The sequence below is a fragment of the Psychroserpens mesophilus genome (genome assembly GCF_000826645.1).
Taxonomy (GTDB): Bacteria; Bacteroidota; Bacteroidia; order Flavobacteriales; family Flavobacteriaceae; genus Psychroserpens; species Psychroserpens mesophilus.
The window spans coordinates 16,181-30,901 of record NZ_JXJP01000027.1; the positions used below are offsets into that span (position 1 = coordinate 16,181).

Annotated in this window: 16 protein-coding genes; 9 read left to right on the forward strand and 7 right to left on the reverse strand. The window is 33.2% G+C overall.

Annotated elements, in window-relative coordinates:
* The first annotated feature begins 10 nt into the window (after positions 1–10).
* The 5 genes from dapF to TD18_RS15210 all read left to right on the forward strand — a co-directional run bounded on the left by dapF (position 11) and on the right by TD18_RS15210 (position 4,053).
* Positions 11–790 (forward strand): diaminopimelate epimerase, encoded by a 780-nt coding sequence (gene dapF, locus TD18_RS15190; RefSeq protein ID WP_040254330.1) that lies wholly within the window; start codon positions 11–13, stop codon positions 788–790.
* A complete protein-coding gene (locus TD18_RS15195) occupies positions 783–1,307 on the forward strand; it encodes a GNAT family N-acetyltransferase (RefSeq protein ID WP_040254332.1) in 525 nt (174 codons plus the stop codon). The genes dapF and TD18_RS15195 overlap by 8 nt, the downstream gene beginning before the upstream one ends.
* A 1-nt stretch (position 1,308) precedes the next feature.
* Complete coding sequence (gene mltG / locus TD18_RS15200; RefSeq protein WP_040254334.1) at positions 1,309–2,352, forward strand: endolytic transglycosylase MltG; 1,044 nt, start codon at positions 1,309–1,311, stop codon at positions 2,350–2,352.
* A 41-nt stretch (positions 2,353–2,393) separates the two neighbouring features.
* Entirely contained in the window at positions 2,394–3,266 is an 873-nt protein-coding gene (locus TD18_RS15205) for a DUF2279 domain-containing protein (protein ID WP_084205943.1), read from the forward strand.
* 109 nt (positions 3,267–3,375) lie between these two features.
* The gene (locus tag TD18_RS15210) at positions 3,376–4,053 is read left to right on the forward strand and encodes a lysozyme family protein (protein WP_040254337.1); all 678 of its coding nucleotides are present in this window, start codon (positions 3,376–3,378) and stop codon (positions 4,051–4,053) included.
* A gap of 57 nt (positions 4,054–4,110) precedes the next feature.
* Here the strand turns inward: TD18_RS15210 and TD18_RS15215 are convergent, their stop codons facing one another.
* The 6 genes from TD18_RS15215 to TD18_RS15240 are packed head-to-tail and all read right to left on the reverse strand — an operon-like array spanning position 4,111 to position 8,499.
* Complete coding sequence (locus tag TD18_RS15215) at positions 4,111–4,653, reverse strand: mechanosensitive ion channel domain-containing protein (protein ID WP_040254339.1); 543 nt, start codon at positions 4,651–4,653, stop codon at positions 4,111–4,113.
* Positions 4,654–4,689: 36 nt separating this feature from the next.
* Positions 4,690–5,625: a hypothetical protein gene (locus TD18_RS15220; RefSeq protein ID WP_040254341.1), complete on the reverse strand. Its 936-nt coding sequence runs from the start codon at positions 5,623–5,625 to the stop codon at positions 4,690–4,692.
* 54 nt (positions 5,626–5,679) lie between these two features.
* On the reverse strand, positions 5,680–6,264 hold the full coding sequence (locus TD18_RS15225; RefSeq protein ID WP_040254343.1) for a Maf-like protein: 585 nt from the start codon (positions 6,262–6,264) through the stop codon (positions 5,680–5,682).
* 8 nt (positions 6,265–6,272) lie between these two features.
* Positions 6,273–7,184 carry a geranylgeranylglycerol-phosphate geranylgeranyltransferase gene (locus TD18_RS15230; protein ID WP_052461212.1) on the reverse strand — a complete coding sequence of 304 codons (912 nt, stop codon included), beginning with the start codon at positions 7,182–7,184 and terminating at the stop codon, positions 6,273–6,275.
* Positions 7,185–7,220: 36 nt separating this feature from the next.
* Complete coding sequence (locus TD18_RS15235) at positions 7,221–7,751, reverse strand: KdsC family phosphatase (RefSeq protein WP_040254345.1); 531 nt, start codon at positions 7,749–7,751, stop codon at positions 7,221–7,223.
* A complete protein-coding gene (locus TD18_RS15240; RefSeq protein ID WP_040254347.1) occupies positions 7,741–8,499 on the reverse strand; it encodes a Rossmann-like and DUF2520 domain-containing protein in 759 nt (252 codons plus the stop codon). The genes TD18_RS15235 and TD18_RS15240 overlap by 11 nt, the downstream gene beginning before the upstream one ends.
* Before the next feature lie 85 nt (positions 8,500–8,584).
* On the opposite strand from TD18_RS15240, the gene TD18_RS15245 reads away from it, so the two are divergent.
* The 3 genes from TD18_RS15245 (at position 8,585) to mscL (ending at position 12,850) form a co-directional block, all read left to right on the forward strand.
* Positions 8,585–8,983: a group III truncated hemoglobin gene (locus tag TD18_RS15245; protein ID WP_040254349.1), complete on the forward strand. Its 399-nt coding sequence runs from the start codon at positions 8,585–8,587 to the stop codon at positions 8,981–8,983.
* A 109-nt stretch (positions 8,984–9,092) separates the two neighbouring features.
* Positions 9,093–12,305, forward strand: coding sequence for a cytochrome c biogenesis protein CcsA (gene ccsA, locus TD18_RS15250; RefSeq protein ID WP_040254359.1), 3,213 nt, complete (start codon positions 9,093–9,095; stop codon positions 12,303–12,305).
* A gap of 104 nt (positions 12,306–12,409) precedes the next feature.
* On the forward strand, positions 12,410–12,850 hold the full coding sequence (gene mscL / locus TD18_RS15255) for a large conductance mechanosensitive channel protein MscL (protein ID WP_040254351.1): 441 nt from the start codon (positions 12,410–12,412) through the stop codon (positions 12,848–12,850).
* A gap of 5 nt (positions 12,851–12,855) precedes the next feature.
* Here the strand turns inward: mscL and TD18_RS15260 are convergent, their stop codons facing one another.
* A complete protein-coding gene (locus tag TD18_RS15260) occupies positions 12,856–13,524 on the reverse strand; it encodes an HAD family hydrolase (RefSeq protein ID WP_040254353.1) in 669 nt (222 codons plus the stop codon).
* 347 nt (positions 13,525–13,871) lie between these two features.
* On the opposite strand from TD18_RS15260, the gene TD18_RS15265 reads away from it, so the two are divergent.
* Positions 13,872–14,721, forward strand: an 850-nt coding sequence (locus TD18_RS15265) for an HYR domain-containing protein (RefSeq protein WP_040254355.1), incomplete at its 3' end; no start/stop codon positions are given.

Genomic DNA, 14,721 nt, shown 5'->3' on the forward strand with positions numbered 1-14,721 from the left:
TTGCATCTCTATGCAATTGCCATTTTACAAATATCAAGGAACAGGAAACGATTTTGTGATGATTGATAATCGTCAGCACATTTTCGACAAAAATGATACCAAACGTATTGCCTTTTTATGTGACAGACGTTTTGGCATTGGAGCGGACGGATTGATTCTTTTAGAAAACCATGATACAGCAGATTTTAAAATGGTGTATTATAATGCAGATGGAAATGAAAGCTCAATGTGTGGAAATGGAGGTCGTTGTATTACTGCTTTTGCCAAATATCTAGGCATTATTCAAGATTCGGCAACATTTGAAGCTATTGATGGTTTGCATGAAGCAACGATAAATGATGCGATTGTAAGTTTGAAGATGCAGGACGTTCCAAAAATTGAAAATCATAACACACATGTGTTTTTAAACACAGGATCGCCTCATCATGTGCAATTAGAAACCAAACTTCAGCAGGTGGATATCAAAACTAAAGGCAGTAAAATTAGATATGGAAGTCCTTATAATGAAGCTGGAAGTAATGTGAATTTCGTATTTAAAAACTCAAATGACAATTTTTCAGTTCGAACTTACGAACGTGGTGTTGAAGATGAAACCTTGTCTTGTGGAACTGGAGTTACTGCAGTTGCATTAGCCATGCACTATATTGGAGAAACAGAAAAGAATACGATTGCTTTACAAACTCAAGGCGGACTTTTAAACGTGTCTTTTGAAAAAGCTGAAAATGGATACAAAAACATTTGGTTAATTGGTCCAGCAACTCAGGTATTTAAAGGTGAGATTAATGATTAATATTAAAGGTAAACATATCTACTTACGAGCTCTAGAACCTGAAGACTTAGACTTCATCTATGCTATTGAAAACGATCAGTCGGTTTGGGAAATAAGTAATACTATTACACCTTACTCCAAATTTTTAATCAAACAATATCTTGAAAATGCACATAAAGACATTTTTGAAGTCAAACAATTACGTTTGGTGATTTGTAATATGGAAGATGTCGCTATCGGACTTATAGATTTATTCGATTTTGATTTTAAGAATAAACGCGCAGGAATTGGTGTTTTGATAAAAGAGGAAGCGAACCGACAAAAAGGATATAGTAAGGAAGCTTTAACATTACTAATAGATTATAGTTTGAATCATTTGGGATTACATCAATTGTATTGTAATATTTCCGAAGACAACAAAATGAGTTTAAAACTGTTTAAGAACCAAAGTTTTGAAATTGTAGGCCTCAAAAAAGACTGGAACGTCATTAACGGTTCTTATAAAAATGAATATCTCTTACAACGAATTTTAAAATAATATGTATATCAAAAAAATACTTTGGGCAATTGCACTAATAGGCTTAGTTGTTGCCGCATACTTTGCATATTTTGTTTATGGAGCCATGTTTAAAGCTAATACAGCTTTTAATAATGCGGAAGCTTATATTTATGTGCCAACAAATGCCTCTTATGAAGATGTAAGAGAACAGTTAGAACCATTATTAATTGATATTGATAAATTTGATGCACTTGCAACTCAGAAAAAATACACTACAAATCTGAAGGCTGGAAAATATGTCATTAAGAAAGGAATGAGTAATAACGACATTATTAATTCTATTCGCATCGGAAATCAACCAATAAAACTATCTTTTAACAATCAGGAATCGCTTGAAAAATTGGCAGGACGTGTAAGTCAGCAAATTGAAGCAGATAGCTTGTCTCTTTTACAAGCAATGACTAACCCTGAATTTTTGAAGGCTAGCGGCTTTTCAGAAAAAACAGCTTTAGGCATGTATATTCCTAATAGTTATGAAGTGTTCTGGAATACATCTGGAGAAGAATTCAGAGACCGAATGTTGAAAGAATACAATCGCTTCTGGAATGCCGATAGAAATGCGAAAGCTAAGGCAATCGGATTATCAAGAGATGAAGTGATGGCTTTAGCTTCAATCGTTTATGAAGAATCAAAACAATCCAGTGAACAACCAAGAATTGCTGGTGTATATATGAACAGGATTAGAATTGGTATGCCTTTACAAGCAGATCCAACTTTAAAATTTGCTGCGTATAAGCTTCCGAAATATAAAAATACAATCATAAAGCGAGTGCTTAATATTCACAAAGAAATAGAGTCGCCTTACAATACTTATAAATATGCTGGTTTACCGCCTGGATTAATTGCTATGCCAGATATTTCAGCAATAGATGCTGTGCTTAACTTCGAAAAGCATTCGTATTTATATTTTGCTGCCAATGCTAAAAAACCAGGTTTTCATAAGTTCGCTAAAACCTTAGCACAACATAATGTTAACGCCAGAGACTATCAAAATTACTTATCTTCTCAAGGTATTAATAGATAGGCGTGAAGTGTCGTTGGATATATACAAGTCTTATTTTTTTAGTGTCGATTTGTTCATTCTCTCAATCCAAAATTGATGCATTTCTAAAACCTAGTGATTCCTTGAATGTTTCGCGTAGAAATGCCGTTATAATTTCTGAAGTGACTTTAGGAACACTAACATTGGTTGGTTTAGACCAGTTATGGTATGCAGATTTTCCAAGATCTAAGTTTCATACTATTAATGATGCTGACGAATGGCTTCAGATGGATAAATTAGGCCATACGTTTTCTGCCTATCAATTAGGAAAAGTAGGAGCAGATGCTTTAAAATGGAGTGGTGTTGGTAATAAAGACCAGTTAATTTATGGAGCAACTTTAGGATTTACATTTCTTACAGCTGTTGAAGTATTAGATGGTTATAGTGCAGAATGGGGATTTTCATGGTCTGATATGGCAGCCAATGCATTGGGAACTGGATTGTATGTTGGTCAGGAGTTACTTTGGGAAGAACAACGGATTGTAATGAAATACTCATTTCATCAAACGGGATATGCAGCTCAACGTCCTGATAAGTTAGGAGATGGTTTTTTGGAAGAAATGCTAAAAGATTATAATGGACAGACGTATTGGTTGAGTGCTAATGTTAGTTCCTTTGTAAAATCCAGTAAACTTCCTGTTTGGTTAAACGTAGCCATAGGTTATGGTGCCGATGGCATGTTAACTGGGAAAAACGAACGCGTTAATAACTTATTAATAACTCAGAACAGACAGCGTCAATATTACTTAAGTTTAGACGTCGATTTGTCAAAAATCAAGACAAATTCTAGACTCTTGCGATCGTTATTTGACGTTTTTAACACGATTAAAGTCCCATTTCCAACCTTGGAGTTCAACGATAAAAATGGCTTTAAGTTCCATTATGTCTACTTTTAACAACAGTTTAACAGCTAATTTTCAGTAGTTTAAAAAAAGGCGTATATTTGCATGCTGAAATTGTAAGGTGAATTAGGGGACAAATTTACCTTACATAAAGTTAGCTATTATGATGAAAAAAGTAAGTAATTATTTTGCTATCCCTCTAGCTATTTGTAGTGTTATGTTTATGGCACTTAAACCGAGCCCTTCTCTGGATGTCGCCATGTATTCGACCGAAGGATTAGAATTGGACTTTACAGTTCAACATGATTTGGCTTCATCTTCTGAAGCTCACGGTACACATTTATCAAATCCTTTCCAAAAAACACATACGTATTTTCCGTATTTAGGGAAATCGTACACAGGTTTTAAGGAAGCTTTAGCGTTTAAAGAATCCAGAGGGAATTATTTTTCAGTAAATACTTTAGGGTATTTAGGGAAGTATCAATTTGGAGCTGAAACTTTAAAGTTAATTGGTATTCACAATCCCAATCAGTTTTTGTATAATCCTGAATTACAGGAAAAAGCGTTTCTCGCTAATGCTGAGCGTAACAAATGGATCCTTAGAAAAGATATCAAACGTTTTAATGGTAAGAAAATTAATGGTGTACTAGTTACAGAGTCTGGTATTTTAGCAGCAGCGCATTTAGCTGGTCCTGGAAGTGTAAAGAAATTCCTTAGAAGCGCTGGTCGTCAGAATTTCTCAGATGCTTATGGTTCTACAGTGAAGCATTATATGAAGAAGTTTTCCGGATATGATACCACTTCCATAATTCCGAATAAAAGAGCAAAAGCAATTTTATAAACGGTATAATAAAATTAAGCACAGAAATCCTTGAGGTAAAGTACTTCAAGGATTTTTTTATACAGAATCGCTACCTTCATCAAAAAGGTCATCAATAGCATCTTTTTCGACAAGGGTAACAGCTTTCTGAAGCATCAGGTTATTAGGATAAGTTACCAAATCACCATTGTCTAATCGCAAATGTAATTGAAACGCTCTAATATCTTCTATGATTGCTCTTACTGGGAAATCCTTATCATGAATTTCTATTTTATCACCTACCTTATATGGAAAATTAAAAAACATAATAATACCAGAAGTGATATTGCTTAATATAGACCATATGGCAAAAAGACCAATACCAATTACAGCAAATATGGAAGAGAATAGCAAGGTAAGTTCTCTAAGTTGAGCACCAAAAACAAAGGCTTCAATAAGCAGAGCGATAAGTAATAGGGTCACTGAAACATATCGGCAAATTAAGTTTATTCGCGCATCATTAATTCCACTAGTCTTTCCAATTTTTCTAATGACTTTATGTGCTATTAGTCTCACAATAAGAAGAAATATGAGGACGATTCCTGTTGTGATTAATTCAGTTTGATAAGTTTCAAAAAACATAGGTTCTTATTTTAAAAGTGCAAAGATAGGTCAGAATTAGTTCAACTGAAGTGTTTCTCTTAAAACTTCATCTGAATTACTGTTTTTTGACCAGTAGGCTGAATTTATAGAATTAAGTTTTATTGCTTTAGTCGTTAGGATTTCAGCAGTTTTGCCAAAACCATCTTTATAGGTTTCTTCCCAATCTGTTATGTTGTACGGAAAATTAGAATTGAAATTGATAGTGAGTGTTCGGTTAAGTTCAGGATACGTTATTTTGTATGAACCTTTATTTAATTCGGCTTTGGCCTCATAAGCTTTTAAGTCTATATGTTTCAATCTGATAAACTCAAAAGAAGGAATCATTTCAAATGTTCCTGTTGGGAGTGAAGTAGGATCAATTCGCAACTGCGTCCATAATTCATTTTCCAAAATGGTTTTGTCTAGGTTAAAATCTTGATCGCCTTCACTCTCAAAATACGAATGTGATTCAATTTCAAATTGCGCTCTGTTATTTAATTGCGAGTAAACTTGTCCGCACCATTCCTGCACAGAACACGTCACCTTCAGGGCATGTTGCGTATTAGCAACAGGATAAAATGTGGATTGCATGATAGCATACGGATAAATTCCTGTGTTGAAATTTTTAGTCGCATTCAGTTTTAAGACAGGAGTATTACTTTTATTATAGTTGTCTGCTTTCACTTGTTTTTCAGGAAGAAAATCTTCAGTAACATAAATTAGAACAGCTGTGCCATCACGTAATTCGCCATAACGTGCTTGTTCAAGTTTGTAAGATGTAATTTCTGCTTTTCCGGAATACCAGTACGATTTAAATTCAGGTGAAGGTATAAATGCTTCTTGATGTATTTCGTTAGTGACTTCCGTTTTTGAAATCGTTTCAACCTTTGATATTTGTTGAGATTCTTGATTTTTACAAGAAAATATTAGTCCGATAAAAAGAGTTAAAAAAAAGTATTTAGGTTGTAACATGTTGCATGTAAAGGTTTCAGTTAAAAGATCATTAAAAATACAAATGAATAGCAACTAAACCATGCTGTTTAACGTTTTATAAACTAAATGTGTAGGCAAACCAACGACATTAAAATAAGATCCTTCAATACTAGTAATCCCTATATGGCCAATCCATTCCTGGATGCCGTAAGCTCCAGCTTTATCAAAGGGTTTAAAGTTGTCGATGTAGTAATTGATTTCGTCTTCAGATAGAGCCTTAAACGTTACTTTGGTAGTGGCATTTACCGTTTTTTGTGATGAAACTGTAGTGAAACATACAGAAGTAATGACTTCATGAGTTTTATTGCTCATAGATTGTAGCATTTGGAAAGCATCTTCTTTACCTGAAGGTTTTCCAAGAGCTTTGTGATCATTCCAGACAATAGTATCACTTGTTATAAGAATGTCATTAGACTGTAATTCATCCTTAAACGGAAGCGATTTCAGTTGAGACAAATAATCACTAATTTCAAAATGAGTTAATCGGCTAGGATAGTCTTCAACAACAGGTTTTAATCGGATTTCAAATTCGAGACCTAAATCTTTAAAAAACTGCTGTCTTCTTGGAGAGCCAGAAGCCAGAATAAGATGGTAGTTTTTTAATTTATCGCTTAACATGAATTTATTTACTTCAGAATAAAAGGATATAATAACAAAGATAACATTCCCAGTAGCATTATAACTTTGTAGCCTGTGCTAATATGATGATATTGTTTTTTTGTAGTTGCGTTATAGATTTTAATACTGGAATAAAGTAAAGGTCCGAGTACAAAAATCAAAAAATAACCTATGGCAATTTGTTGTTTATATAAATAAGTAACTATATAGTATATAACAGCTAAAATAGGCATCAAACTGATAAAAAAAGCAACATATCGTGCTCGATCACGACCAATAGCAATGGGAAGCGTGTTCATTTTGGCATTATAATCGCCATTTACATCTTCAATATCTTTTATCAGTTCACGAACCAAATTAATTAGAAACGCAAATACAGCATAATCAACCAAAATCTTAAAAAATGTAATTTGAGTACTTTGGTTAACTTCAGTAATAGCAGGAATTAAGTCAAAAATACCAACAATGAGAATACTCATGGCAACTAAGACTGAAATTACAATATTTCCAATAAGAGGTCTATGTTTTAAAAAGGAAGCATAGATGTATAATGTTGCAGAAATAAGCACAAAAATGGTAAAGAACGGACTTTTTTCAATGCTATGTGATAAGTAAAACCCTAATCCGACACCAATGATATTTAAAGCTAAAAACAAATTGAAAGCTGCTTGTTCAGAAATTAATTTTCCTACAATCATCTTATCTGGTTTATTTATGGTGTCAGTTTCGATATCGTATATGTCATTAATAATATTTCCAGCAGCAGCAATACAAATGGTTGTCAGAATTAAAAGGAAAAAGTGAAGTGTATCCAGTTTAACATCGATATGGAAAGGTTCAAATAATGCAAATCGAATCAACAGTTGAACTAAAATAATGAGTAGTATATTTTTATAACGAATAAGATGTAATATGTGCAATGCTAAATCTTTTTATGAGTTTCCTTAATCTGAAAATTAATCGTATTTGGCATCAAAATTACCATCCCATTTGTCATGAACTTTTAAAACCTGTTCAATGACGTCTCTAACAGCTCCTTTTCCACCATCTTTATGAGAAATGTATTTACTTATGGCTTTAATTTCGTAAACCGCATCCTGAGGACAAGTAGGCAAACCAACTAGTTTCATGACTGGTACATCAGGAATGTCGTCGCCCATATACAAGATATTTTCAAGTTTTAAATTCTTGTTTTCAATGTATTCATTAAGCTGGTCTATTTTATTATGAGCTCCAAGATAAATGTCTGTAATTCCCAAACCTTCCAAACGTTTTTGCACACCAAGATTACTTCCGCCAGAAATAATGCAAATATTAAATCCAGCATTAACTGCAGTTTTGAGGGCATAACCATCTTTGATATTCATACGTCTGAGCATATCGCCATTAGTCATAATAGTAACAGTACCATCAGTAAGTACACCATCGACATCAAATATAAATGTGTTGATGTTATGTAAGTATTCTTTATAGCTTTTATCTTCCATGGGTCTTTTTAATTGATTCTGTTAGTAATTTATAGATAGCCTTATGATGCTCATTATCTAATGCCTTTAAGTGTTTTTTTATCGTTTTTTTATCATTGCGTTTTGCAGGTCCAGTTTGTGCTTTGTACGGCGACATGTGTTGCACTTTATTGGCTGTTTCCATAATTAGAGGTTTGAGCATGTCGAACTCGGCACCATTAGATTCAGTGATTTCATGAGCAATTCGATAAATCTGGTTGGTAAAATTATTCACGAAAACTGCAGCTAAATGTAAAGAAGCACGTTGGTCGCTATTCACACGTTTGGTATGATTCGAAATACTTACAGCCAATTGTTTCAAAAGTTTATAATCTGTTTTCACAAGCGTTTCCAGGCATATGGGAACTTCAGAAAAGTTTATTGGAGCAGATTTAGAAAAGCTTTGCAACGGATAAAAAACACCTCGACGATTTTTCTTATCGATATCATAGGCACTTACACTTCCGGAAGTGTGGACTACAAATCGATTTTCAAAAGGCAATTGTGATGATAATTCGGCAACAGCATCATCACTAACAGCTAAAATATATACGTCAGCTTCAATGAGTTTTGATAAGTCGTTTATAATTTCAACTTCATTTTTATAGGTTTCAATCTTTTTTAAATTTCGGTTAAACCATTGCTTAACAGAAACTTGTTCTGATGCTTTAAAAGCTTTGTATAAATGTGTGGCAACATTGCCAGCTCCTAAGAGTACTACTGAAATCATACTGCTAAAATACAATACAATTACGACATACAAATTAAGTTATTTTGATTTCCTTATTTGTTTTAAACAATTAACTTTACGTTTAATGAAACATGACATTCAAAATAGAGACCATATAACCTTACTGGTTTCTGAATTTTATAAAAAAGTTAGACAGGATGCTGTGCTCGGACCCTTTTTTAATGATACCATCACAGATTGGGAGCATCATTTAAATCACCTGACTACCTTTTGGGAAACAAGTTTGTTTATGACAAAAAAGCTTACTCATAAATACTATGGAAATCCGCTTGAAGCACATGAAAAGGTGGATAAGAAATTTAATCATTCCATTACAGAACTTCATTTCGGTTTGTGGCTTAATTTATGGTTTCAAACTTTAGATGAACTATTTGAAGGTGAAGTTGTAGAACATGCCAAACGAAGAGCACGAAAAATGGGAACCTTTATGTATCTCAAGATTTTTGAAGCTCGACAGAAATAATTTTACTACTTTTTAACACATTTTAGAAGCTAATTCTTTAGACGTAAATGAACTAAAATGGTTACCTTTGCACAGCTTAAAAAGTCAAGGAAAAATTCAATCAAAAGCTATGCGAAAAAAAATTGCCAATATTCTTTTCTCAACACGTCTCACTGGTATTTTATTTATAGTTTTTGCAGTAGCAATGATTACGGGTACTTTCTTAGATGCCAGCCAAGAAACATCACCAACACCTTACACGAGATATTGGATTTATAACGCCTGGTGGTTTGAACTTATTATGGTCTTATTTACCATCAATTTTGTTGGAAATATCTTTAGATACCGATTATATAAAAAGAAAAAATGGGCAACATTAACATTGCACTTAGCCTTCATTTTTATCTTTATTGGTGCTGGAATTACACGTTATATTGGCTATGAAGGTTGGATGCCAATTAGAGAAGGTGAGACTACTAATAATTTTTTAACCAGAGATATTTTTGTTACGGCTTACATTGATGGAGACTATGTTGTAGATGGAAAAGCGCAACGTAAAGTCATTAATGAACGTGTTGATTTTTCAGAGCGTTTGAATAATGATCTGGAAATCACAAGCGATTACAATGGAACTCCCGTAACCTTAGCTGTGGAAAAATTTATTAAAGGTGCTGAAATTGATGTAGTGCCAAGTGATGATGGTGCGTCTTATTTGAAAATTGTTGAATCTTCTGGAGGAGAACCTCATAATCATTTTCTTAAGGATGGGGAAGATCAGCTTATTCATAATTTAGTTTTTACGCTAAATAATCCTAAAAAAGGAGCGGTTAATATTACAACAGATAATGACAATGGTATTTTTATAGAATCTCCTTTTGAAGGTGATTATATGACTATGGCCACTAGGGCAACAGGAAAATTAGTGAAAGATTCATTACAGCCTTTGATTTTGCGCTCCAGATACCAGATTGCTAATTTGTCAATGGTGTTTCCTAAACCTGTGGTTCAAGGGCAATTTGAAGTTGTAAAACGTTCTCAAATGCTTAGAGGAAGTGAAGATGGAGTAGTTATTCGTGTAACTGCTAATAATGAAACAAAACGCGTTAATCTTTTGGGTGGACAATACATTAGCGGACAATTTGAGCAGGTTAATGTTGGTGGACTTGATATTGCTGTAAAATATGGTTCTATGGTAAAAGAATTACCATTTAGCATCAAACTAAACGACTTTAATGCTGATGTCTATCCTGGAACTGAAGATAGTTTTTCATCTTTTGAAAGTCTTGTAACCGTCGTAGATGAAGAACATGGCGATTTTGACTATCATATTTATATGAATCATATTTTAGATCATAAAGGTTATCGTTTTTTTCAAGCGAGCTTTGATCCAGATTTAAAAGGCACGATGTTGTCTGTTAACCATGATCAATGGGGAACTTGGATCACATATTTGGGCTATATGCTCTTGTATTTTGGATTAATGGCTATTCTTTTTGATAAGGGAACCCGATTTGCAGATTTGAAGCGTATGTTGGATAAAGTAAAAGACAAGAAATCGAAGTTAATTACCATAGTGTTTTTATGTCTTGGATTAACTGGTTTTGCTCAGGAACATACAGCTGATGATGGTCACGATCATGAAAAGAGTGAAATAAAAATTGCTAAACCAACTAAAGCACAAATTGATTCTGTAATTCGAGCAAATATTACTCCTAAATCACATGCTGATGCTTTTGGTGAATTAGTGATTCAGGATTATGGCGGACGAATGATGCCGATGAACACTTATAGTTCTGAAGTTTTGCGAAAAGTTAGTAAACTAGATCATTACGAAGAATTTGATCCAAATCAGGTCATGTTATCCATGCAGGAGAGTCCGTTGTTTTGGTATAACGTTCCAATCATCTATTTGGCAAAGCGTAAAGCAGATTCTATCAGGCATATTATTGGTGTTGATGAAAGTGTAAAGTATGTAGCAATTACAGATTTTTTAAGAGAAGATGGTAGCTACAAGTTAGCTCCTTATTTAGAAGATGCTTATAAAACTCAAGTTCCTAATGGTTTTCAGAAAGAATTTAAAGAAGCAGATCAACGTGTTACTCTATTGTTTAATACTATTGAAGGTCGTTCACTAAAGATTTTTCCGGTTCCTGGCGATGAAAAGAATACCTGGATTTCACCTATAGAATACAGAGAGCAATATGAAGCACAAGTAAACGATTCCATCTACGGAAAATTTATTGAAAATAGTTTCGGTTATTACCTTTCAGAATTATATAAAGCTAAGCAAACAGGTGATTATACAACTGCAGACAAGTTGTTGGAAGGTTTTAAAAGGAACCAAGAGAAATTAGGTAGTGAAGTGATGATTTCTGAAGATAAGGTCAAGACTGAAATTTTGTACAACAAATACGATATTTTCAAAAAACTATTTTCTTGGTATTTATATGCAGGTGCTTTATTGTTTGTTTTGTTAATTGTTCAAATATTTAAGGATAGGAACAAGGTAATTAATACCATTACTAAAGCACTCGTTTTCGTTATTATAGGTTTGTTTTTACTGCATACGGCTGGCTTGATTGCACGTTGGTATATCTCTGGTCATGCGCCTTGGAGTGATGCTTATGAATCTATGATTTATGTGGCTTGGGCAACAATGTTTTTCGGTTTGGCATTCGGAAGAAAAAGTATGCTTACCATAGCAGCTACTGCATTCGTGACTTCTATGTTACTTATGGTTGCGCATCTAAGTTGGATGGATCCTGCTATTGCTAATTTACAGCCTGTATTAGATAGTTATTGGTTAATGATTCATGTGGCTGTTATTGTAGCAAGTTATGGACCTTTCACTTTGGGAATGGTTCTGGGTGTTACTGTAATGTTATTAATGATTTTTACTACGGAAAATAACAAACAAAAAATGTTACTTAACATTCAGGAGCTTACAATTATTAACGAAATGTCACTTACTGTTGGTCTTGTCATGTTAACCATAGGTAATTTCTTAGGTGGCATGTGGGCAAATGAAAGCTGGGGAAGATATTGGGGATGGGACCCAAAAGAAACTTGGGCTTTGATTAGTATCATGGCTTATGCATTTATAATTCATATGAGATTGATTCCTGGGTTGAGAGGACGCTTCGGGTTTAATTTTGCGTCTATTATAGGAATAGCCTTTATCATATTTACGTATTTTGGAGTTAACTTTTACCTTTCAGGATTGCATTCTTATCAATCTGGACAACAAATTTTAAGCTATCAATATATTGCTGTAACATTAATAATAGTTGCTGCTTTAGGATTTTTTGCCTACAGAAAATATCTTAAGTTTTATAAGAAGTAAGTTTTAAAAACAGCTTTAGTTTTACAACTAATCATTTCAATGCTATTGTAATTACAATAGTATTGAAATATCTTTGATGTTTTCAAAATTCAAATCAAAATCCTATGAAGTTTTTAAAAGAATTTAAAGAGTTTGCCGTTAAAGGGAATATGATGGATATGGCCATTGGTATTATCATTGGTGCAGCTTTCAATAAAGTAATTGATGTATTGGTTAAAAAGGTTTTCATGCCTCCTTTATCTTTAATGACTGACGGACTCAACTATCAAGATAAAAAATATGTGTTGCGTGAAGCTATAACAGATGTTAATGGTGAACTTACTGTTAATGAAGTTGCCATTGAATACGGTATTTTGTTTGAAACATTTTTAGATTTTTTAATCGTCGGACTAACCGTGTTTTTGGTTGTTAAGGGAATGAATAAATTGCGAAATAAAGCTCAGGATCCTAAAAATAAAGTGGTAGCGACACCTAAAGATATAGAATTACTGTCCCAATTAACAGAGTTGATGGAAGAACAAAATGCATTACTTAAAAAGAAGTAATATATTTATTTAACTGTACTTAAAAGTTTTTCTAGGTTGTTAAAACTAATCTCCTTAAAGTCTTCAATAAGGACATCTGCTTTTGAATAATCTTGACCTTCCGAATGCGGGCTTTTAAATCCGACACAAAATATTTGCGCAGCTTTTGCGGCAGCAATGCCATTTGTAGAGTCTTCAATAACAAAACAGTCTTCTGGATTATGTTCAGATAATTCCGCAGCTTTTATGAAAATTTCAGGATGTGGTTTAGACGCTTCTAAATCGGCGCCACTAATTTTAGCTTTAAAATATTGATCTAAATCAAAACGTTTAAAAATACGATTGATATTATCCATAGATGCCGAAGATGCTAAAACTAAAGACATACCATTAGCATGGTAATCTTTTATAACCTCAAGAACACCATCTATTAATGCCAGACTTTTATCTTTTTCAAATAAATATTTAAAGTGGTCACGTTTAATACCAACAAGTGTATGAGGAGAAAGGGGTAAATTAAAATGTGATACCAGTGCTTTACAAATTTCAAATGTTGATTGTCCTGTAAATGAAGCATATAGAGCATCAGATACATGAATATTTACATCGTTAAACATTTGGTGGTAAGCACTATGGTGAAGTGGTTCAGTGTCGACAATAACACCATCCATATCAAATAATACAGCTTTAAACATATTGTTATTAGTTGGTTGATACGAATATAAATAAAAGCATACTGATAATCAATACCTTTAGTATACAATTGTTAAGGTGCACTTATGTTCGACGAAATGTAAAATTAGTAGTGTTAAACCATTCAAATTAAATATAAATTAAATCATCTGATTATTAGCTGTTTATCGGATTTTTTTGCCAGAAATCGGAATTGGTAGGTAAACAAAGAATAATTTAGCAGTTCACCGTCAATATGTCTCTAATAGTTTCATTATCAGTAATTTTGTTTCTCCCTCATTGAAAACTAGTTAAAGTTATTACGCTATTTTCCCTTAGATAGGTAAAGCTGAAACATTAACTCAAGACAATGAAAAAGTTCTACATTTTAAGATATTTAGTTATTTTATGTTTTATAACTAATTATTCGTTTTCGCAGTCAGATATCTATGAAAGCTATGCTATCTTAGACTTAAATAGTTTTGGTAATGTTTTCTATGATTTAAATGTTGATACTGGTAATCCTAATTTTGAAGGTTCTAACCTGGGCACGTTTAATTCTTCTAATAGTTTAATACTAAATGGCGCACAAAATCAAACCTATAAATGTGGAACACATAATATTCTAAATAGCTTTATTGATTATAGAGTTTATTTGTTAGGAAATTCACCTTCTGCTTTTATTTCATCTGAAATTCTTTTTAACATTGATGATGGGACTTCTAACTTTTGTTCAGGAACCAGTGTTGACCAAACATGGGAATCATCAGGAGCCAATATCAACATACTAAACGGTTTAGCATCGGGTGATTATGTTCTTGAGATTTACACCAGATCTGAAGTAGATTATGATAGTGATAATATTGCAGATAATACTTACTATATAAGTAACAGTGGCGCCAATTTTAAAGCGTTGTTTAGAGTCGATAATCCGCCAATCGCTACTTGTACAAATTATATTGCACAACTTGATTCAAGTGGTAATGCCAGCATATCTGCATTAAATGTTGATGGAGGAAGTACTGATGATTTCGGAATAGCTAGTTTGACTGTTACACCAAACACATTCAATTGTTCTAATATCGGAAACAACACAGTGACTTTAACGGTTACAGATAATAACGGAAATTCTTCAACTTGTACAGCAACTGTAGATGTTCAGGATAATACAAATCCAACAGCGATTTGTCAGAATGCAACTGTTGTATTAGATGCATCAG

Bases quoted from the DNA above. Each gene is read 5' to 3' on its own strand.
- TD18_RS15240 (WP_040254347.1), bottom strand. From the start codon at position 8,499: ATGATTTCAGTAGTACTCTTAGGAGCTGGCAATGTTGCCACACATTTA.
- ccsA (WP_040254359.1), top strand. From the start codon at position 9,093: ATGCGAAAAAAAATTGCCAATATTCTTTTCTCAACACGTCTCACTGGT.
- TD18_RS15260 (WP_040254353.1), bottom strand. From the start codon at position 13,524: ATGTTTAAAGCTGTATTATTTGATATGGATGGTGTTATTGTCGACACT.
- TD18_RS15215 (WP_040254339.1), bottom strand. From the start codon at position 4,653: ATGTTTTTTGAAACTTATCAAACTGAATTAATCACAACAGGAATCGTC.
- mscL (WP_040254351.1), top strand. From the start codon at position 12,410: ATGAAGTTTTTAAAAGAATTTAAAGAGTTTGCCGTTAAAGGGAATATG.
- TD18_RS15220 (WP_040254341.1), bottom strand. From the start codon at position 5,625: ATGTTACAACCTAAATACTTTTTTTTAACTCTTTTTATCGGACTAATA.
- TD18_RS15235 (WP_040254345.1), bottom strand. From the start codon at position 7,751: ATGGAAGATAAAAGCTATAAAGAATACTTACATAACATCAACACATTT.
- dapF (WP_040254330.1), top strand. From the start codon at position 11: ATGCAATTGCCATTTTACAAATATCAAGGAACAGGAAACGATTTTGTG.
- mltG (WP_040254334.1), top strand. From the start codon at position 1,309: ATGTATATCAAAAAAATACTTTGGGCAATTGCACTAATAGGCTTAGTT.
- TD18_RS15195 (WP_040254332.1), top strand. From the start codon at position 783: ATGATTAATATTAAAGGTAAACATATCTACTTACGAGCTCTAGAACCT.
- TD18_RS15225 (WP_040254343.1), bottom strand. From the start codon at position 6,264: ATGTTAAGCGATAAATTAAAAAACTACCATCTTATTCTGGCTTCTGGC.
- TD18_RS15210 (WP_040254337.1), top strand. From the start codon at position 3,376: ATGATGAAAAAAGTAAGTAATTATTTTGCTATCCCTCTAGCTATTTGT.
- TD18_RS15245 (WP_040254349.1), top strand. From the start codon at position 8,585: ATGAAACATGACATTCAAAATAGAGACCATATAACCTTACTGGTTTCT.